This window comes from Methylocystis sp. SC2, from assembly GCF_000304315.1.
In the GTDB taxonomy this organism is placed as follows: domain Bacteria; phylum Pseudomonadota; class Alphaproteobacteria; order Rhizobiales; family Beijerinckiaceae; genus Methylocystis.
In genome coordinates this window covers 1,985,153-2,003,756 of record NC_018485.1, presented here as the reverse complement: position 1 = coordinate 2,003,756, position 18,604 = coordinate 1,985,153, and the positions used below count along the sequence as shown (strand labels likewise).

Here is an 18,604-nt window from a genome sequence, read left to right as displayed (position 1 = left end):
AATGATGATGTCGAAAGAAATGTCCGGCGCCGAAATGGTGGTCGAAGCCCTGAAGGACCAGGGCGTGGAGATTCTTTTCGGCTATCCGGGCGGCGCCGTCCTTCCGATCTACGACGTGCTCTTCCAACAGGAGAAGGTGCAGCACATTCTCGTGCGCCATGAGCAGGGGGCCGCCCATGCCGCGGAGGGCTATGCGCGCTCCTCGGGCAAGGTCGGCGTGCTGCTCGTCACCTCGGGTCCGGGCGCCACCAATACGGTGACGGGCCTCACCGACGCGCTGATGGATTCGATTCCGATCGTTTGCATCACCGGCCAGGTGCCGACGCATCTCATCGGCTCCGACGCCTTTCAGGAATGCGACACGGTCGGCATCACCCGCCACTGCACGAAGCATAATTATCTCGTCAAGAACATCGCCGATCTGCCGCGCGTGCTGCACGAGGCCTTCTATGTGGCCTCGTCCGGCCGGCCCGGACCCGTGGTCATCGACATCCCCAAGGATGTGCAGTTCGCGCGCGGCGTCTACGCCCCGCCGCGCAGCGCCGCGCACAAGACCTATCATCCCAAGCTCGACGCCGACGTGGAGGCGATGCAGCAGGCCGTGCGCATGATGGCGGCGGCCAAGCGTCCGATCTTCTACACCGGCGGCGGCGTCATCAATTCCGGACCTGCGGCGTCGACCCTGCTGCGCGAACTCGTCGGCCTGACGGGCTTTCCCATCACCTCGACGCTGATGGGGCTCGGCGCCTACCCGGGGTCGGGCGAAAACTGGCTCGGCATGCTGGGCATGCACGGCACCTGGGAAGCCAATCACGCGATGCATGACTGCGATCTGATGATCGCGGTCGGCGCGCGTTTCGACGACCGCATCACCGGACGTCTCGACGCTTTTTCGCCGGGCTCGAAAAAGATCCACATCGACATCGATCGTTCGTCCATCAACAAGAACGTCAAGGTCGATCTCGCCATCGTCGGCGATTGCGCCCACGTGCTCGAAGCCATGGTGCGCCTGTGGCGCGCCGAGGCGATGAGCGCCGACAAGCAGCCGCTCGATGAATGGTGGGCGAAGATCAACGAATGGCGGGCGCGCAAATCGCTGGCCTTCCGCAATTCGGAAACGGCGATCAAACCGCAGCATGCGGTGCAGCGGCTCTATGCGCTGACCAAGGACCGTGACGTCTATGTCACCACCGAGGTCGGGCAGCATCAGATGTGGGCCGCCCAGCATTATCATTTCGAAGAGCCGAACCGCTGGATGACGTCGGGCGGACTCGGCACGATGGGCTACGGCCTGCCGGCGGCGATCGGCGCGCAGCTCGCGCACCCCGGTTCGCTCGTGATCGACATCGCCGGCGAAGCCTCGATTCTGATGTGCATTCAGGAAATGTCGACGGCGATCCAATATCGCCTGCCGGTGAAGATCTTCATCCTCAACAATGAATATATGGGCATGGTGCGCCAGTGGCAGGAGCTGCTGCATGGCGGGCGCTATTCCCACAGCTATTCCGAGGCGCTGCCTGATTTCGTCAAGCTCGCCGAAGCCTTCGGCGCCAAGGGCGTCCGCTGCTCTGATCCCGCGTCGCTCGACGCGGCGATAATGGAGATGATCGACTATGACGGACCGGTGATCTTCGATTGCGTCGTCGACAAGGTCGAAAATTGCTTCCCGATGATCCCCTCCGGCAAGGCGCATAACGACATGCTGCTCGCCGATCTCTCCGACGACGCTGGGATCGAGATCGGCGCGGTGATCGATGAAAAGGGAAAAATGCTCGTTTAGGCAGTCGGGCTTTGGCAGTCGGCAGTCGTAAGAACCGCGCTGATTGCCGACTGCCTATCTGCCGACTGCCGAAGGACCGAAATGAACGCTCCCGCTTCCCCGCCATCTCCCTATTCCGCCGCCGTGCCGAGCGCGAAGGCGGAAGCGCATACGCTCTCCGTGCTCGTCGACAATGAGCCGGGCGTATTGGCGCGCGTCGTCGGGCTGTTTTCCGGCCGCGGCTACAATATCGAGAGCCTCACGGTCGCCGAAGTCGCCCACGCCGAACATCTCTCGCGCATCACCATATTGACCTCCGGCGCGCCGGAGACGATCGACCAGATTCATCATCAGCTCGAGCGACTCGTCCCCGTGCATCAGGTGACCGACCTCACCATCTCGATGCGCTCGCTCGAACGCGAACTCGCCATGGTCAAAGTGAAGGGCCGCGGCGAGCATCGCACCTTCGCGCTGCAGCTCGCCGAGGCCTTTCGCGCCCGCATCGTCGACGCCACCACCGAGAGCTTCATTTTCGAATTGACCGGCAAACCGCACAAGATCGACGAATTCATCGACCTCATGCGTCCGATCGGACTCGTCGAGGTCTCCCGCACAGGCGTCGCCGCCATCTCGCGCGGGCCGGATCCGATCTAAGGCGCGAGAATTTTGACCTTGTCGGGCCGCCCGCGTAGAAGGAGCCCGCCAGCGAATTCGACGGCGCCGGGCGCGCCGTTCCCCTAAGAGCGCACGCACATCAAGGAAGCAGAGCACATGCGCGTTTATTACGATCGGGACGCCGACATCAATCTGATCAAAGGCAAGAAAGTCGCCATCGTCGGCTACGGCAGCCAGGGCTTCGCGCATGCGCTCAATCTCAAGGAGTCCGGCGTCCAGGAAGTGGCGGTCGCGCTGCGTCCCGGCTCCGCCTCGGCCGCAAAGGCGGAAGGCGCCGGCCTCAAGGTCATGACCGTCGCCGAGGCCGCCAAATGGGCCGACGTCATCATGATGCTGACGCCCGACGAACTGCAGGGCGAGATCTACGCCAATGAGATGGCGCCGAACCTGAAGCCGGGCGCGCTGCTGCTCTTCGCCCACGGCCTCAATATCCATTTCAACCTGATCGAGCCGCGCAAGGATATCGACGTCGCGATGATCGCGCCGAAAGGCCCGGGCCATACGGTGCGCGGCGAATATCTCAAGGGCGGCGGCGTGCCCTGCCTGATCGCGGTGCATCAGGACGCGTCCGGCAACGCCAAGCAGATTGCGCTGTCCTATGCTGCGGCGATCGGCGGCGGCCGCGCCGGCATTATCGAGACGACCTTTCGCGAAGAATGCGAAACGGATCTTTTCGGCGAGCAGGTCGTGCTCTGCGGCGGTCTAGTCGAATTGATCCGCGCGGGATTCGAAACGCTTGTCGAAGCCGGCTATGCGCCGGAAATGGCGTATTTCGAATGCCTTCATGAAGTGAAGCTGATCGTCGACCTCATCTATGAAGGCGGCATCGCCAATATGAATTATTCGGTGTCGAACACGGCCGAATATGGCGAATATGTCACCGGTCCGCGCATCATCACCAAGGACACCAAGGCGGAGATGAAGCGTGTGCTTGACGATATTCAGTCGGGCAAATTCACGCGCGATTGGATGCTGGAGAACAAAGTCGGCCAGACCTCCTTTAAGGCTACGCGCGCGCGTAATAACGCGCATCCGATCGAAGAGGTGGGCCTGCGCCTGCGCGGCATGATGCCCTGGATCGGCAAGAATAAGTTGGTCGACAAGGACCGCAATTAGCGCATAATGATCCCAAAAAGGCGAGCGCGCATTCGGGTTTGGGGCGTTGCCGAGGGGCGGTCGGCGCATCGACAGACGCATCGCCATAGCGGGGGATGAATGCACGGGCCGGGCGGGCGGTCGAGTCATGTGATCGAGAGCGAAACGCGGCGGCGCGTACATGAGATTGTACGGAGCCGGATGACGTACGACGTCTCGACATTGGTGGAACATTTCGTCGAAGACGTCGAGCTGAACTACAGCTGCTCACGACTCGGCGTGCTTCCCCCGGGACAATGGCGCGGGCGAGACGCGCTGCGCGCGCATTTGCGTCGCGTCGATATCGATTATGAACCGCTCGACGCGGAAATCCTCACGGTTCTCGTCGAAGGCGACAATACGGTGGTGAGATGGATCAGCCGGTGGCGTCACCGCGCCACCGGCCATATCCACAGCATGGACATGGCGCATTTTCTGCGCTGGCGTAACGGACTCGTTTCGGAAATGTACGAGTTCCGGGATCAGCGCTGCGTCGCGCGCGGCGCCGATTTCTTGCCGCAAAGCCTCGACGACATTCTCACCCCCCGCAGCCCGGGACTGGCGCGCGATGAAATGGCGCGCCGACTGATCGCCATGGGCAGTTTCTCCCGCAGCCCCGACATCGCCCTGATCCGTGAGCTGTGCTCGCCCGACGTCGTGTGCGAATTCGTTGGCGACCGCACGGCGATTTCGCACGCGGGGCGCCATCGCGGCGTAGAGGCGCTGATCAATATCGTGCGCAGCATCGAGGTCGATTTCGAGCAACTCGGATTCGCGATGCCCGAGGTCATCGTCGACGGCGCCGACGCCGCTGCGCGTCGAATCGTCGAATGGCGTCATCGCGGCACCGGTCGTCGCGGTCAGGTGCAGCTTGCGGATTTCGTGCGCTTCGAAGACGGCCGCATCGTCGAGATCGTCGAGTTTCGCGACAGCATGGCGCTTCTGCAGATGCAGGCGTAACGACGCGCGTGACATGTGCGATGCGGCTTAGTCAATCCAGGCGAAATCCGGGGTGCGGCGCGGGCAATCGCGTTCAGTACAGATGTGACGGCGAGGCGCGCCGTTGCGGCCAGGGAGCGGCCCGCCTGTGACCATCGAAATCGCCGAGATTGATCGCCTTGAGTGTCGCTGCGTCGATCATCGCTGGGGCTTCGTTGAGGAGCGCGCCGCCGACATCGAGCGCCATTGGGAGGAGCGTCGATGCGCCAATCCGGCGCTCTACGACGGCTCGGTGCTGCTCGCCTGTCGCGTCGAGCGGACGACGGGCGAAGATGGGGCGCGCATCTTGCGTATGGCGTTCTTCGAGACGCCTTTCTCGAGCTTTCTTGCCTGGCGAGAATTCGGCTGGCCCGACGAAGCCGTATATAATTGCTTCTCGATGCCGGCGGCGCGGGCCCGCGACGGCGCCTATCTCCTCGGGGAAATGGGGCCAAGCCACTCATTCGCCGGCCAGCTCTATTTTCCCTGCGGCACCCCCGACCCTTCAGACGTCGTATCGGGCGGCCGCGTCGACCTCGCCGGCAGTCTTATGCGCGAGCTCGCCGAAGAGACGGGCCTCGCCGCCGCGGACGCGCATGCTTCGGCCGGCTGGACGGCGATATTCGATCGCCAGTATGTCGCCTGCGTCAAGCGGTTGGATTTCGACGCGCCGTCGCACGCCCTGCTCGCCCGGGTGAAAGCCTTTATCGCAGCCGAAAGCGCGCCTGAACTCGCGGACGCGCATATGGTTTCGAGCTTGACGGCGCTTTCCGACCCGCGCCTGCCCGCCTTCATGGTCGCGTATCTTTCGCACGCCCTCGGCGGCGTGGATGAAATTCCGCGCGGCGCGGGGTAGATTTGCGCCAATGACTCGACCGCAACACTTCGGCGTCGTCCTTCCAGCTCCGCAAGCGTCCAGCGACGAGCGCGCCTTGGCCGTGCGCGCCGCTCTGAACGGCAAGGCGATCGTGCTTGTCGGCATGATGGGCTCCGGCAAGAGCGCCATCGGCCAGAGGCTCGCCGTGCGGCTCGGCCTTCCCTTCGTCGATGCGGACGCCGAGATCGTCGCCGCGGCGGCCGGCATGTCCATTCCCGAGATTTTCGCCAAATATGGCGAGCGTTATTTTCGCGACGGCGAGCGGCGCGTCATTATGCGCCTGCTGAACGGCGGCCCGGTCGTGCTCGCCACCGGCGGCGGCGCGTTTCTCGACCCTCGCACGCGCGACCGCATCGCCGAACGGGGCGTATCGGTGTGGCTCGACGCCGATCTGAAGACTCTGCTGAAGCGCGTGCGCCGCAAAAACGATCGTCCCCTGCTGCAAACGGACGATCCGGAGGAGACGCTGCGCCAGTTACTGGAGGCGCGACGCCCCCTGTACGAACTCGCCGATCTTCGCGTCGAGTCGCGCGAAGTTCCGCAGGATGCGATGGTGGATGACACGCTCGCCGTTCTCGCCGCAGGCTTGCCGATGTTGGAAGACTTGCGGCAGCGGGCGCAAAGCAGAGGTTTCGCCAAGGCCATGACGCATCTGTATCCCGCGCGCGCCGAAGGCGACGCCCGTCGCCAGGAAATTGTCCGGGTCGCGCTGGGCGGACGCTCGTACGACATCATCATCGGCGACGGGCTGCTGCAGCGCGCCGGCGATTATATCGCCGAAATCGCGCCCGGAGCGGCGTGCGCCGTCATCACGGACGAGAATGTCGCGAGACTGCATCTGCCGACGGTTGAGCAGAGTCTGAAGGACGCTGGCCTGCGGGCGACGATCATCATCGTTCCGCCTGGCGAGGCGTCAAAATCGCTTTCGGTCTATGGCCGCGTCTGCGACGACGTGCTGGCCGCGAAGATCGAGCGGCGCGATCTGATCGTCGCGCTTGGCGGCGGCGTCGTCGGCGACCTCGCCGGATTCGTCGCCGCGAGCGTGCGGCGCGGCTCGCGCTTCGTCCAAATTCCGACGACCTTGCTGTCGCAGGTCGATTCTTCGGTCGGCGGCAAGACCGGGATCAATTCGCGTCACGGCAAGAATCTGATCGGCGCCTTTCACCAGCCCGCGCTGGTTCTCGCTGACGTCGACTCGCTGCGGACATTGCCGCTGCGCGAGTTCCGCGCCGGCTACGCCGAAGTCGTGAAATACGGCCTGATCGGCGACGCCCGGTTCTTCGATTGGCTCGACGCCGACTCGGACGCGGTGTTCCATAGTCAGGCGGAACAGATCTGCGCTGTCGCGGTGAGCTGCGAGACCAAGGCGACGATCGTCGCGCGCGACGAAACGGAGCAGGGCGAACGGGCGCTGCTCAACTTCGGCCACACATTCGGCCACGCCTTCGAGCGCCTGACCGGTTACGACAGCGCCCGCCTGGTTCACGGCGAGGGCGTTGCGATCGGCATGGCTTGCGCGGCGCGCTTTTCCGTGCGCCGGGGTCTGTGCGCCGAGGCGGCGGCGGAGCGCGTCGAACGCCATCTGAAGGGCGTCGGTCTGCCGACGAAGATCCACGACATTCCGTGTTGGCGCGACGACGCCGAGGCCATTCTCGACGCCATGTATCAGGACAAGAAGGTCGAGCGCGGCGCGCTGACGTTCATTCTCTTGCGCGGCATCGGCCAGGCGTTCATTGCGAAATCCGTCGACGCCAATGAAGTGCTTGGCTTTCTCAAAGACGAGCTAAAGCGGATATAGCGCCATGCATGGGCTCGAATCCGGCGCGCCGCAGGTCGATATATGGACTGCGGTCGGCATCGTCATCGTTTGCGTGTTCCTGTCCGCGGTCTTTGCCGGATCGGAGACGGCGCTGACCGCCGCGTCGCACGCAAGGATGCACTCGCTGGAAAAAGAGGGCGACAAGCGCGCCGCCGCCGTCAATCGGCTGCTGCGCCAGCGCAACCGCATGATCGCCGCGCTGTTGCTTGGCGGCACCCTCGTCAATATTGGCGGCTCCGCTTTCACCACGAGCGTGCTGGTCGTCGTCGCGGGCGACAATGGGGCGGTGTATGCGACCGTCATCATGACCGTGCTGCTGCTCGTCTTCGCCGAGGTTCTGCCGAAAACGCTGGCGATCAACCACCCCGACGAAACGTCGCTGCGCGTCGCGAAGTTTATTGCGCCCTTCGTGCGCGTCGTCGGGCCGCTCCTCGCGGGCGTCGAATATATCGTGCGCACCGTGCTCGCGCTGGCGGGCGTCGAGGTCGGCCATGGCCGAACGGTTCGCTCGCCCTATGACGAACTCAAGAGCGCCGTCGATATTCTGCATGACGAGGGCAATGTCGAGCGCGCCGCGCGCGACATGTTCGGCGGCGTCCTCGATTTGCAGGTGCTGCATGTTTCGGACGTCATGATCCACCGCACCAAAATGCACACGATTGACGCGGATCTGCCGCCGGACCAGATTGTGCGCGAGGTGCTGTCGTCGCCCTTCACCCGCATGCCGCTCTGGCGCGAGCGACCGGATAATTTCGTCGGGGTCCTTCACTCGAAGGATATGCTGCGGGCGCTGAACGCCGCAGGCGGCGACGCCTCCAAAATCGATGTCGACGTGGTGATGTTCGCCCCGTGGTTCGTGCCGGAGGCGACGACGCTCGAGGATCAGCTCGAAGCCTTCCTCAAGCGCAAGACGCATTTCGCCTTGGTCGTCGACGAGTATGGCGAGGTGATGGGACTCGTCACGCTTGAAGACATTCTCGAAGAGATCGTCGGCGATATACGCGATGAACATGATCTCGCGGTGCAGGGCGTGCGCCCGCAGCCTGACGGGTCGGTGCTGGTCGACGGCGCCGTGCCGGTGCGCGATCTCAATCGCGTCATGGCGTGGGATCTGCCTGATGAGGAAGCGACGACGATCGCGGGACTCGTGATCCACGAGGCGGGGGCGATTCCGGAAGCGGGACAGGTGTTCACCTATCACGGCTTCCGTTTCGAAGTGATGCGCAAGATCAGGAATCGCGTCACCGCCCTGCGGGTGACGCCGCAGCAAGCCGCATGACGAACGCGCCGCGGACTATCCTTAAATTTCGGCGGATAATTCGGCCTGCAGGCCTTCGGCGCGATACGAGAGCCTGACGTCGCCGCCCATCTGGCGCGCGAGCACATTGGTGATCAGAAAATGCCCGACTCCCGTTTGCTCCGGGCTTTCGACCTTCGGCCCCCCCATTTCTGTCCAATTCAAGATGAGACGTGGACGATCCTCGTCACGATCGATCCGCCAGCTGATCGCGATTCGGCCGTCGTCATCGGACAGCGCGCCGTGCTGCTCGGCGTTGGCGAGCAGTTCGTTGATCGTCAGACCCAAGGCGGAGGCGACCGCTGAGCGCAATTCCACATCTTCGCCCGACAGCGAGATGCGGTCGGCGTAGTCGTGGCTGCCGCAAGACAGCGCGATCGTGAGCAGGTCGGTGAGCGGCGTTCGTTCCCAGGAGGTCTGCACGAGCAGCGTGGAGATGCGGCTCAGACATTGCACGCGGTGAGAAAAGCCTTGCTGAAAGCTCGAAAAGTCCTGCGCCGTGCGCGCCGTAATATTGGCGATTCCCTGGATCATCGCCAGTGAATTGTTCACCCGGTGATGCAGCTCGCGATTCATCATCTGATTGTGCATCTCCGTATTCTTGATGTCGTCGACGTCGGTGATGGCGACGATCGCGCCGATCACGGCGCCCTTGTCGTCGCGGATCGGCGCGCCGACGATGTTAACCCAGATGTAGGCGCCGTCGCCGCGCTCGATCTTGCACTCGAGCTGCGGATGGTTCTCCCCGGCAAGGGCGCGCGCGAGCGGATATTGCTCATTCGCGACCGGTTGGCCGTCCTGATGAATGGCGTTCCATTCGGAATAGGCTTGGGTGCTTTCCGAGTAGCGAACAGGGCGACGCAGAATCGTTTCGATGATGTGATTGCCCTCGACGATTCGTCCGCTTGGCGCTTCGGCGATGATGATTCCGACCGGTACGGCGTCAAGCAGCGCGCGCAGTTGCAGATTCGCCCCGGCGCGGCTGACGATCGTCGAGCTTTTCATCAGCAAATCGTTGAGCTCGGACAGTCTCTTGCGCTTTTCGCGCAGGCGCTCGTCCATGTCCTGAATGCTATGCGCGATCGCATCGACCTCAGGAACTCCGGTGTCGCTCCAATGCGAGGCGCCGCGCGCTTCCACGGCCAGAGTCAATTCGGCCAGTTCATGTTGCGCCCGTTGCGCCGCCCGGCGCTGTCTCACCAGCCAGAAAATCACCGCAAGCGTCATCGCCAGCGCGACGGCGAGCGCGCCGACGACCAGACGCCAGACCTCTGCCGTGGTCGCCGCGCCCTCCGCAGCGCGGGCGGCGGAGGTCGTCGCCAGCACGAGCGCCAGCGCAGCCCGCAGGGCGGCGGCGCCCCGCGCCCGCGCGTCCGCATTGGCCGTCGCCGACACGGGCGGCGACCGCCGGGTTGAGTGACCGTCACGGCCGTGCGTCATCACGCTGCCAAATTCTCCCGACCCTGCAGGGGCGTATCGTCAGATAGCGCGAATTTTGGCTCGCGCATCCCACGTGAAGTCTTGGCCTGTCAAACCGCGCGGGAGGGTCGGCGCGCTGCGAGATCCGATACAGTGGGATCGGTGTCAATGTCGCTTGGCGTGAGCAGGCCCAGATGCTCGGCAAGCTTGGCGCGCGCACGGTTCAACCGGCTTTTGACCGTGCCGATGGCGACGCCGCAAATCTCCGCCGCTTCATCGTAGGAGAGTTCGGTGATCCCGATCAGCAACAGAATCTCCTTGTGTTCGGGGGCGAGTTTATCCAGAGCCGCCTGAACGTCCGTAAGCGTGAGGGCCGACTCCTGACCGCCTTTCACAGGGATCTGCTGGGCCAGAAGATTGTCGCTGTCCTGCACTTCGCGCGAGCGTTTCCGATAGCTGGAAAAATAGGTGTTGCGCAGAATGGTCACGAGCCAGGCGCGCAGATTGGTGTTTGGCTGAAAGGAGTCGGCGTGCGACCAGGCCTTGACCAGAGTGTCCTGAACCAGGTCGTCGGCGAGGCTATGAGATCCGCACAGCGAAATTGCGAAGGCCCGCAGATAGGGCATCTGCGCCACCATCTGATCTCCGAAGGCCTCGTCGCTCATTTCTTTTCGCGCTGTTTGGCTTCCAGCTTGGCCAGCAGCACAGTGAACTTATCCGGGATGGGTTGGTGGATCAGATCGTCGCAATAGGCGCGAAAAACGCGCCCGAGCTGAGCTTGAACCTTTGGGTCTAGCGCGGCGCCGTCCGCTTGGCAGCCGTCCGCATCCTGGCAGCCGTCAGCATCCGGCTCCTCCCGACCTCCAGCCTTATTGTTCAAGTTTGGTTCGGCGTCGCGGGAGGGGCCATCGTTGTCGTGAGGATTTTCGCGTTGGCTCATTCTCGACCCCGAGTTCGCCCCGAGACTGGCCGCCTCTACCCGGGGCGGCCGAGCGACGACCTCCCTTGTTGGAACGCGTAAGAACACTAATTGTTCCGCAATTGCAAGCGAGGAACATTGCGACATAACAACCGGCGCGTGAATTGACTTGGGCATTCGGCGCCATAGGATGAAGACATGAACCTCTCCCGGGAAATAGCGGTGCATCTGCCTTACCTCCGCCGCTTTGCGAGGGCGCTCTGCGGCTCGCAAAAGAGCGGCGACGCTTACGTCGTCGCCACGCTCGAGGCGCTGGTGGTCGATCCGGATGCGTTTCCACCGAACATGTCGCCCAAGGTCGGGCTTTACCACCTCTTCATGACGTCGTGGTCGTCGATTCGGCTGAACACCGAAGCTGCGCCCGATGACGAGATCTCCGCGGCACAGCGGAATATCAGCTTACTGACGCCGCGATCGCGACAGGCTTTTTTGCTGCGCACGGTCGAAGGGTTTTCGGTAGCTGACGCCGCCGCCATATTGGGCGCGACCGAAGAAGAGGTCGAAGCGCTCGTGACGGAGGCCGGCCGGGAAATCGCCGAACGCGTCGCGACGGACGTGCTCATCATCGAGGATGAATCGCTCATCGCGCAGGACATCGAGTTCATCGCGCGCGATCTGGGCCACCGTATCATTGGCGTCGCCCGCACCCATCAGGAGGCGGTGGATCTCGCGGCGCGCAAGCGGCCGGGGCTGATTCTCGCCGACATTCAGCTGGCCGACGGCAGTTCCGGTCTGAACGCCGTCAATGAAATGCTCGAAAGTTTCGACGCCCCGGTGATTTTCATTACTGCATTTCCCGAACGACTGCTGACCGGCGAGCGGCCCGAGCCGGCGTTTCTCATCAGCAAGCCCTACAAGGTCGATACGGTCAAGGCGACGATCAGCCAGGCGCTGTTCTTCGAGCGCAAGGCGTCTCGCGCGGCTTAGCCGACCCCCGCAGCTATCGTTCCGGCGAACCTCCGCGTTCATCCATCCAGCGGCGCCGCGGATGACGGCCCGCGCGTTGATGCGAGGACGCCATAAAAGCGGTGACGCCCAGCAGCGCAGGGCGATGCGTTGGGATCGGAAGAATTCACGCCAAGCAGCGCGTCTCGAGCGCACGCCGCCGGCCCGCATGTCGCGAGCCGCAATCTGCAAAATCGGGGCGCTTGTTCGATGACGCCGCGCGTCGTCGTTGGGCGCTAGGCGTTCGCTGCGCATGTATCCTCAACTGTGCCCAACGATACATATATCGGGCTTCCCAAAGGACTTATCGTTTGTTCTGCGTCGATGAGCAGATGCGACACGCGTTTGAGCGGCGCAGATTCCTTTGACCCTTTGGGAGGATCAGATATGCAAATGGCTTACAACGGAGCAACGCCGTCGGTCGCGCCGATGGGCATGGTCGCCGATCAGATGTTTGCGCCGCAAGGCTTCATCGGCGGCGCGCTCGGCAGCGCGCTGGGCGGATTGGGCGGCGGCGCGCTCGGCCGCGCCCTGGGCAATCAGAATCTCGGTCGGCAGATCGGCAGCGTCGCGGGAGGCGTGCTCGGCGGCTTGCTGCCGTTCGACGCCGGTCCGCAGGCGTACGCCGGGACCTATTACGTCCCGCAGACGGCGGCGCCTGGATTCGCCCCGCAGGGGATCGTCGGCGACGCGCTCGGCGCGCTCGGGGCGCCGCTCGGCGGCTTCATCGGCGGCCGCTTCGGCAACGCCGGTCTCGGCCAGACGATCGGCGGCGCGGTGGGCGGTCTCGCTCAGCGCTTCCTGCCGTTCGACGCCGGCCCGCAGGGCTACGCCGGAACCTATTACGTCCCGCAGACGGCGGCGCCTGGATTCGCCCCGCAGGGAATCGTCGGCGACGCGCTCGGCGCCATCGGCGGACCCGTCGGCGGCTGGATTGGCGGTCGCTTCGGCAACGCCGGCCTCGGCCAGACGATCGGCAATACGGTGGGCGGTCTCGCTCAGCGGTTCCTGCCGTTCGACGCCGGCCCGCAGGGCTACGCCGGGACCTATTACGTCCCGCAGTCGGCCGCGCCTGGATTCGCCCCGCAGGGGATCGTCGGCGACGCGCTCGGCGCGATCGGCGGGCCCGTCGGCGGCTGGATCGGCGGCCGCTTCGGCAACGCCGGCCTCGGCCAGACGATCGGCAACACGGTGGGCGGTCTCGCCCAGCGGTTCCTGCCGTTCGACGCCGGCCCGCAGGGCTACGCCGGGATCTATTACGTCCCGCAGACGGCCGCCCCTGGCTTCGCCCCGCAGGGGATCGTCGGCGACGCGCTCGGCGCCATCGGCGGACCCGTCGGCGGCTGGATCGGCGGCCGCTTCGGCAACGCCGGCCTCGGCCAGACGATCGGCAACACGGTGGGCGGTCTCGCTCAGCGCTTCCTGCCGTTCGACGCCGCGCCGCAGCCCGTCTACTACGCGCCGCAGATGCAGGCGCCGATGTACGGCTGAGGTCTGAGCGGCGCAATCGACGCGACGCATGAAGGATGATCTGCTGCCGCTTCCGGGCCGACTCATCGGCCCGGGAGCCCTCAAGAGATCAGGATCGCGACACCATGAGCGCAACGAACGGCATCGATCAATTTCTGGTGGCGCCGCGGAATGCGGCGGGCGCAGGAGATTTAGCTGCTTTCGAACAGGCGATGCGGTCTGTCCCCGGCGCCGCAATTCTTCAGCGCGCCGGCAAGGCCGGCCAACCGAGGCTGGTCGTCGCTCTGCCGACGGCGAGCGCACGTCAATTGCGCGAACAATTTGGCGCGACCCTGATCATCGAACCAAACGCTCCGCTGAAAGCATTTTAAGCGCCGGCGCCGCAAGCTTCATCGCGATGCGCAGGCTGGCCCGATTTATTAGGAGAGTCGAAATGGCTGGTCCCGATACTGCTAATCCTGCGCCGAATGGTCAGAGTTCCGGTCCCGCGGCGCCGACGCCCAATGGCGCCGATACGCGCGTGGAGCCGATGGCGATTGCGCCGACGGAGCGCTTTATGATCGCCTCGCGGCGCGTCCCCGGATTCGCGCCCGCTTCTGCGATGGATCTCGCCAATGCGCTGCCCGACGTAAAGATCGTGCGGCGGATTCAGCCGCGCGGGCTCACCGCCTTTTCGGCCGGCGGACCGTCGTCTCAGACGCCGGAAATTCTCGTCGCTGAGATGGACCCTGCGCGCGGCGCAGCGCTGCAGGCGTCAGCGCCGCCCAACGTCGTCGTGGAGCGCGACGCCTTTCTTCGCGCCTCGGACGATTTTCGACCCTTCGACTTCAACGGAGTCATGCCGATTGCGGCGGGCGTCGGAGTGGACGTGCTGCTGCGCGTCGTTGGCGCCGGCGGCAAGCCGCTGCCCAAGGCCACCGTCTATGTCTATGGTCAGGGCTTTCCCGGCCAAGGCGTCACCAATGAGCGCGGCGAAGTCGTCGTGACGGTTTTCGGCGGCCCGATCGAGACCATCCAGGCGATTTACGTCAAACCCGCCGCCGATCACTGGGATCGTATGCTCCGCGCGCCAGCGCTTCAGGCCGGCGCGGTGAACACTGTGCAGTTGCGCCCGCTGACGGAACGCTTCAACGGTTTCCCCCAAAGCGGGATGGTCGGCTGGGGTCAGCGCCTGATGAAGCTCGACCGGCTTGATCCTTCATTCACCGGCGCCGGCGTCAAGATCGGCATCATCGATTCCGGCTGCGACAGCGCGCACCCGCAATTGCGCCATGTGACGCGCGGCGCCGATCTCACCAATGGCGGCGACAAGGCGAGCTGGTCGAACGATCAGATCGGCCATGGCACGCATTGCGCCGGCATCATTACGGCCGCCTCCGAGGGCGTCGCCGGCATTCGCGGCTTTGCGCCGAAGGCGGAAGTTCACGCGTTGAAAGTGTTTCCCGGCGGACGTTTCAGCGATCTCATCGACGCGCTCGACGAATGCATCGAACGGCAGCTCGACGTCGTCAATATGAGCCTGGGCAGCGGCGATCCTTCCGAACTCGTTGCGCAGAAAATCGCCGAAGCGCGCCAGAGCGGCGTCGCCTGCATCGTCGCCGCCGGAAACTCCAGCGGACCGGTGCAGTTTCCCGGCATGCTGCCAACGGTGCTGACGGTCGCCGCGATGGGCAAACTCGACGAGTTTCCTTCCGACAGCTATCACGCGCAGACGGTCGTTCCGCAACTTGTCGCGGGGACGATGTTCTCGCCGAAGTTTACGTGCTTTGGGCCGCAGATCACTGTCGCGGCGCCTGGCGTGGCGATCGTCTCCACCGTGCCCGGCGGCGGTTATGCGGCCTGGGACGGCACCTCGATGGCGACGCCGCACGTCACCGGCATGGCGGCGCTGCTTCTCGCGCATCATCCGCTTTTGGCTGGCGCGCGGTCGGCGCGCAACGAGCAGCGCGTTGCGCAGCTCTTCTCGCTGTTGGCCTCGTCCGGCGTCCGCTATCTCGGCGACTCTACGCGTGAAGGCGTCGGCGCGCCGGATTTTGAGCGCGTGCCCAGTCTGGCCGCAACTCAGCCGATGGGCGCAGCGGCGCCGGCCGGCGCGGGACTGGCTCCCGCGGGAGCGATGATCGGCGGATTTGCTCCGATGAGCGCGCCGGCGCCTTGGGCGATCGATCCTGTGATGATGCAAAGGATCAATCCGGCGATCATCCAGCGCATGATGCAGCTGCGGGCCGCGGGCGTTATTTAGCCGCAAGCGCGAGCGGTCCTCGATCGATCGGCGAATCAAGCGCTTCTCCGTGATCTGCGGCGGAGCGCTTTCGCATCGAGTGCGCCGCTTCGCCGCGGCCGCGCACTTGCAGCTTCTGCAGAACATTGTGCACGTGATTCTTCACCGTGCCGAGTTCGATGCGGAGCCGACGGGCGATCTCCTTGTTCGAAAGCCCGCGCTCAATCAGTTGCAGTATTTCCTGCTCACGCGCCGTAAGCGCGTCCTTTGCGTCTGCGGCGGACGCGCGCGCCTCCTTGCCGATCGGCCGCCGCTCCTCCGCAGCATGAACCGCAGACGCTGCGGTCAAGCGCTCGAGCAGGTCGACGACGTCGTCAATCGAACCTTCGCGCGGAATGACGCCGACGATTGTTGGGCAAGCAGCCGCCAACGCCGCGCCGGCGGACGCCGGCGCGCCGATGGCGACGATTTGCAAATCTGGATGCTGCGCGGCGAGACCTTGCGCGATCGCGAGGCCTTCCAACTCGCCGACGTCGAGCAGAGCAATATCCGGCTCCAGATCCGCCGCTACCGACAACGCGGCGTCGCACTCGACGACCGCGACAACGGACATTCCCTGATGCTGCCCGAGACGCAAGCCAAGCGCCTCGCTGAACAGCCGCATGTCGCTGACGATCAAGATGCGCGCGTTGCGCGGTGGATTCGCCGACGCAGGCATAAATGCGCTCCGCGCCGACAGGCCAGTGGCGGAATCGTCTCGGAAAGCCGCAAACCGAGGCATGGAACTACTCCTGAACGCTATGTCTGAAGGGGCGCCTTATACGTTGGCGCGTTCTGAAAGGCGCAACGCTCTTGCGTCATCGCCTGCAATTCTTCGGTCTCAGCGTCATGGCCGTTGCTAAATCGCATCGGCGTTCAGCCATCACGACGCCTCCAGAAGGCGTATGCTGCGATCGTCAACATGAGGTTTCATAAGCCCGCTTTCGGGAGCTTTGTCCTCCTGCAAATGAATGGCTTGAAGGGAAAGCCGCGACAGCTGTTTCATTTGCTTGCTCTCAAGAAGCCAAGGCGCAGTTCGCGACGAACGATACCGATCGGGCGTCGCTACTTTCTTGCGATCATTTCTTCTTGCGATGGAGAATGACATGCTCCTGTTCGTCGCCGTCGTTGCGGGCGACGATTGCGATCGCTGCTTCGCTGTCGCTCAAGTTTATGGGCTGATGCGGCACGTCCGGCGGAATGAAGATAAAATCGCCGGCGACGTTCACGACGCTCTTTTCAAGATTTTCGCCATAGCGCGTCTCGACACGGCCTTGCATGAGATAAATCGCGGATTCATGGCCCCTGTGAGTGTGAGCCTCCGCCTTGCCGCCCGGAGGGATCACAACCTTGAGCAACGACAACCCCTTTGCGCCGGCGGTTTTCGTCGAAATTCCAGGGAAGATCGGAAGCGCCTGTTTGGACCGCGAGGCTTCGCCGACGCGCACCGTCACGATGTCCTTCCCGTCCTTTTTGCCTATGATCGACGTCTCGGACTCCGCCGGCGCAACAAGGGCTGCGAAGATCAAGGAAAGAAGCAATGTGGCGCGCATGGCGTTCACTCCAGAGGTTTCAGGCGCGAGACTATAGCGCAGGCGCGAGACGCATCGACAAGCGGCTGACTGGGCGATGACGAACGTTTCTTTGATGATCCATGGCGGCGCCGGCGCGATTCGCGATCCGCATCGCTATGAGGCTTCCCTGCGCGCGATCGTCGAATCGGGCGCCAGTCTTCTTGCAAGGGGATCGTCGGCGCTCGAAGCGGTCGTTCACTGCGTCGCGCTGCTCGAAGACGATCCGCTTTACAACGCCGGCCGGGGTTCCGTGCTCAACGCCGAAGGCGCCGCATTATGCGATGCGTCGATCATGGAGGGCCGCACGCTCAAGGCTGGCGCGGCCGCGGCGGTTCGCGGCGTCAGAAATCCGGTGCGCCTTGCATATGAGATCATGGAAAAGAGCGGCCATGTGCTGCTCGTCGGCGACGGCGCCGAGCGCTTTGCGCGAGAGCAGCAGTTAACGTTCGAAAGCGAAGATTATTTTCGAACGGAGGAACGCGTCGCGCAGCTCGCCAGGGCGAAGCGAAAGCATGAGACCGCGCTCGATCATTCCGACCCGGGCGATACGAAACTTGGCACGGTGGGCGCCGTCGCGCGCGATCGCAACGGCGATCTTGCGGCGGCGACGTCAACTGGGGGCGTCGTGAACCAGCGCTTCGGCCGCGTCGGCGATTCGCCGCTCATCGGCGCGGGAACATTCGCCGATAACCTCAGTTGCGCGGTGTCCTGCACCGGCGTCGGCGAGGATTTCATCCGCACGGCGCTGGCGCGCACGGCCGCCTGCTTCGTCGAATTTCGCTCGATGCAGGCTGAAGAAGCCGCTCGCGCGGCGATACGCTATCTCGTCGACAGAGTGGACGGCCGCGGCGGCCTCATTCTTGTCGACCGCGAGGGGAGATGCGGACGGGCGCACGCGACTGCGGGGATGCTGACGGCGGCGTTCGCCGACGGCGTCATACGGGTCGAAACAACATAGGCGCAGTCGTCTCAGGTCTCCCCCATGCGTGGCGCACGCCGTCGACGCTCGGCGACCCTTTGTGCCAGCGGGTGTCTCCGATCGAGCGCAAGTTGCGTCAATTGCGCGACGAAACTTGAGGCGTCGGTTTCACCGGCGATCTCGAAGCGGCACATCAAACCCTGCGGTCCGCCCGCATCGAAGATGTCGACGACGACGAGCCGCGGCGCGCTTCTCCCGACCGCGCCGTGCGCGCGCAGAAATGCGAGGAGCGCCGGCCGGGGACGAGCGGAGAGCGGCAGGGCGTCGCGCAGACTGTGGATAAGACTTTCCCGATTGACGCGATCGAAATCCATTTGCCGCTCCATCAAATTAAAAAAAGTCGATGCAATCACAGGCGTTTAGCAGTCTTCAAAAAAGAGACGCGGCTTTAAACCATCCGTCAAGCTGAGCGGCGGTCGTTTCCTGTGCATAGAACGGC

18 protein-coding genes are annotated in these 18,604 nt (G+C 64.1%); 12 read left to right on the top strand and 6 right to left on the bottom strand.

Annotated features, from left to right (window positions below):
* The first annotated feature begins 7 nt into the window (after positions 1-7).
* From BN69_RS09690 to BN69_RS09660, 7 genes are all read left to right on the top strand, one after another.
* Positions 8-1,780, top strand: coding sequence for an acetolactate synthase 3 large subunit (locus BN69_RS09690; RefSeq protein ID WP_014891417.1), 1,773 nt, complete (start codon positions 8-10; stop codon positions 1,778-1,780).
* 81 nt (positions 1,781-1,861) lie between these two features.
* Complete coding sequence (gene ilvN, locus BN69_RS09685; RefSeq protein WP_014891416.1) at positions 1,862-2,413, top strand: acetolactate synthase small subunit; 552 nt, start codon at positions 1,862-1,864, stop codon at positions 2,411-2,413.
* Positions 2,414-2,530: 117 nt separating this feature from the next.
* Positions 2,531-3,550, top strand: a complete 1,020-nt coding sequence (ilvC, locus tag BN69_RS09680) for a ketol-acid reductoisomerase (RefSeq protein WP_014891415.1) — start codon at positions 2,531-2,533, stop codon at positions 3,548-3,550.
* A 180-nt stretch (positions 3,551-3,730) separates the two neighbouring features.
* Positions 3,731-4,528, top strand: coding sequence for a nuclear transport factor 2 family protein (locus BN69_RS09675; RefSeq protein ID WP_041926910.1), 798 nt, complete (start codon positions 3,731-3,733; stop codon positions 4,526-4,528).
* A 127-nt stretch (positions 4,529-4,655) separates the two neighbouring features.
* Positions 4,656-5,402, top strand: coding sequence for an NUDIX hydrolase (locus BN69_RS09670; protein WP_014891413.1), 747 nt, complete (start codon positions 4,656-4,658; stop codon positions 5,400-5,402).
* 10 nt (positions 5,403-5,412) lie between these two features.
* A complete protein-coding gene (aroB, locus tag BN69_RS18795; protein WP_014891412.1) occupies positions 5,413-7,221 on the top strand; it encodes a 3-dehydroquinate synthase in 1,809 nt (602 codons plus the stop codon).
* Positions 7,222-7,225: 4 nt separating this feature from the next.
* Complete coding sequence (locus BN69_RS09660) at positions 7,226-8,521, top strand: HlyC/CorC family transporter (RefSeq protein WP_014891411.1); 1,296 nt, start codon at positions 7,226-7,228, stop codon at positions 8,519-8,521.
* A 21-nt stretch (positions 8,522-8,542) separates the two neighbouring features.
* Here BN69_RS09660 and BN69_RS09655 read toward each other — a convergent pair whose 3' ends face one another.
* The 3 genes from BN69_RS09655 to BN69_RS09645 form a co-directional block, all read right to left on the bottom strand.
* The gene (locus BN69_RS09655) at positions 8,543-9,979 is read right to left on the bottom strand and encodes an HWE histidine kinase domain-containing protein (protein ID WP_014891410.1); all 1,437 of its coding nucleotides are present in this window, start codon (positions 9,977-9,979) and stop codon (positions 8,543-8,545) included.
* A gap of 89 nt (positions 9,980-10,068) precedes the next feature.
* Positions 10,069-10,623, bottom strand: coding sequence for a sigma-70 family RNA polymerase sigma factor (locus tag BN69_RS09650; protein ID WP_014891409.1), 555 nt, complete (start codon positions 10,621-10,623; stop codon positions 10,069-10,071).
* Positions 10,620-10,898 carry a NepR family anti-sigma factor gene (locus tag BN69_RS09645; RefSeq protein WP_014891408.1) on the bottom strand — a complete coding sequence of 93 codons (279 nt, stop codon included), beginning with the start codon at positions 10,896-10,898 and terminating at the stop codon, positions 10,620-10,622. The genes BN69_RS09650 and BN69_RS09645 overlap by 4 nt, the downstream gene beginning before the upstream one ends.
* Before the next feature lie 177 nt (positions 10,899-11,075).
* On the opposite strand from BN69_RS09645, the gene BN69_RS09640 reads away from it, so the two are divergent.
* The 4 genes from BN69_RS09640 (at position 11,076) to BN69_RS09625 (ending at position 15,594) form a co-directional block, all read left to right on the top strand.
* Positions 11,076-11,864: a response regulator gene (locus tag BN69_RS09640; protein ID WP_014891407.1), complete on the top strand. Its 789-nt coding sequence runs from the start codon at positions 11,076-11,078 to the stop codon at positions 11,862-11,864.
* Between the two features lie 411 nt (positions 11,865-12,275).
* Positions 12,276-13,373: a hypothetical protein gene (locus BN69_RS09635; protein WP_244434907.1), complete on the top strand. Its 1,098-nt coding sequence runs from the start codon at positions 12,276-12,278 to the stop codon at positions 13,371-13,373.
* Positions 13,374-13,477: 104 nt separating this feature from the next.
* Positions 13,478-13,723 carry a hypothetical protein gene (locus BN69_RS09630; RefSeq protein WP_014891405.1) on the top strand — a complete coding sequence of 82 codons (246 nt, stop codon included), beginning with the start codon at positions 13,478-13,480 and terminating at the stop codon, positions 13,721-13,723.
* 62 nt (positions 13,724-13,785) lie between these two features.
* Complete coding sequence (locus BN69_RS09625) at positions 13,786-15,594, top strand: S8 family serine peptidase (RefSeq protein WP_014891404.1); 1,809 nt, start codon at positions 13,786-13,788, stop codon at positions 15,592-15,594.
* Here BN69_RS09625 and BN69_RS09620 read toward each other — a convergent pair.
* A complete protein-coding gene (locus tag BN69_RS09620; protein ID WP_014891403.1) occupies positions 15,587-16,291 on the bottom strand; it encodes a response regulator transcription factor in 705 nt (234 codons plus the stop codon). The two genes, BN69_RS09625 and BN69_RS09620, sit on opposite strands and share 8 nt — an antisense overlap.
* Positions 16,292-16,691: 400 nt before the next feature.
* Positions 16,692-17,165 (bottom strand): cupin domain-containing protein, encoded by a 474-nt coding sequence (locus BN69_RS09615; RefSeq protein WP_051013442.1) that lies wholly within the window; start codon positions 17,163-17,165, stop codon positions 16,692-16,694.
* Between the two features lie 76 nt (positions 17,166-17,241).
* Between BN69_RS09615 and BN69_RS09610 the strand changes: the two genes are divergently transcribed.
* A complete protein-coding gene (locus BN69_RS09610) occupies positions 17,242-18,144 on the top strand; it encodes an isoaspartyl peptidase/L-asparaginase family protein (RefSeq protein ID WP_014891401.1) in 903 nt (300 codons plus the stop codon).
* 11 nt (positions 18,145-18,155) lie between these two features.
* Here BN69_RS09610 and BN69_RS09605 read toward each other — a convergent pair whose 3' ends face one another.
* On the bottom strand, positions 18,156-18,479 hold the full coding sequence (locus BN69_RS09605; protein WP_041926908.1) for a hypothetical protein: 324 nt from the start codon (positions 18,477-18,479) through the stop codon (positions 18,156-18,158).
* Between the last annotated feature and the right edge of the window lie 125 nt (positions 18,480-18,604).

Excerpts from the sequence above, each read along its gene's own strand:
- BN69_RS09650 (WP_014891409.1), bottom strand. The coding sequence starts at position 10,623 with ATGAGCGACGAGGCCTTCGGAGATCAGATGGTGGCGCAGATGCCCTAT.
- aroB (WP_014891412.1), top strand. The coding sequence starts at position 5,413 with ATGACTCGACCGCAACACTTCGGCGTCGTCCTTCCAGCTCCGCAAGCG.
- BN69_RS09615 (WP_051013442.1), bottom strand. The coding sequence starts at position 17,165 with ATGCGCGCCACATTGCTTCTTTCCTTGATCTTCGCAGCCCTTGTTGCG.
- BN69_RS09655 (WP_014891410.1), bottom strand. The coding sequence starts at position 9,979 with ATGACGCACGGCCGTGACGGTCACTCAACCCGGCGGTCGCCGCCCGTG.
- ilvC (WP_014891415.1), top strand. The coding sequence starts at position 2,531 with ATGCGCGTTTATTACGATCGGGACGCCGACATCAATCTGATCAAAGGC.
- BN69_RS09620 (WP_014891403.1), bottom strand. The coding sequence starts at position 16,291 with ATGCCTGCGTCGGCGAATCCACCGCGCAACGCGCGCATCTTGATCGTC.
- BN69_RS09640 (WP_014891407.1), top strand. The coding sequence starts at position 11,076 with ATGAACCTCTCCCGGGAAATAGCGGTGCATCTGCCTTACCTCCGCCGC.
- BN69_RS09625 (WP_014891404.1), top strand. The coding sequence starts at position 13,786 with ATGGCTGGTCCCGATACTGCTAATCCTGCGCCGAATGGTCAGAGTTCC.
- ilvN (WP_014891416.1), top strand. The coding sequence starts at position 1,862 with ATGAACGCTCCCGCTTCCCCGCCATCTCCCTATTCCGCCGCCGTGCCG.
- BN69_RS09635 (WP_244434907.1), top strand. The coding sequence starts at position 12,276 with ATGGCTTACAACGGAGCAACGCCGTCGGTCGCGCCGATGGGCATGGTC.
- BN69_RS09605 (WP_041926908.1), bottom strand. The coding sequence starts at position 18,479 with ATGGATTTCGATCGCGTCAATCGGGAAAGTCTTATCCACAGTCTGCGC.
- BN69_RS09645 (WP_014891408.1), bottom strand. The coding sequence starts at position 10,898 with ATGAGCCAACGCGAAAATCCTCACGACAACGATGGCCCCTCCCGCGAC.
- BN69_RS09675 (WP_041926910.1), top strand. The coding sequence starts at position 3,731 with ATGACGTACGACGTCTCGACATTGGTGGAACATTTCGTCGAAGACGTC.
- BN69_RS09630 (WP_014891405.1), top strand. The coding sequence starts at position 13,478 with ATGAGCGCAACGAACGGCATCGATCAATTTCTGGTGGCGCCGCGGAAT.
- BN69_RS09660 (WP_014891411.1), top strand. The coding sequence starts at position 7,226 with ATGCATGGGCTCGAATCCGGCGCGCCGCAGGTCGATATATGGACTGCG.
- BN69_RS09690 (WP_014891417.1), top strand. The coding sequence starts at position 8 with ATGTCGAAAGAAATGTCCGGCGCCGAAATGGTGGTCGAAGCCCTGAAG.
- BN69_RS09610 (WP_014891401.1), top strand. The coding sequence starts at position 17,242 with ATGACGAACGTTTCTTTGATGATCCATGGCGGCGCCGGCGCGATTCGC.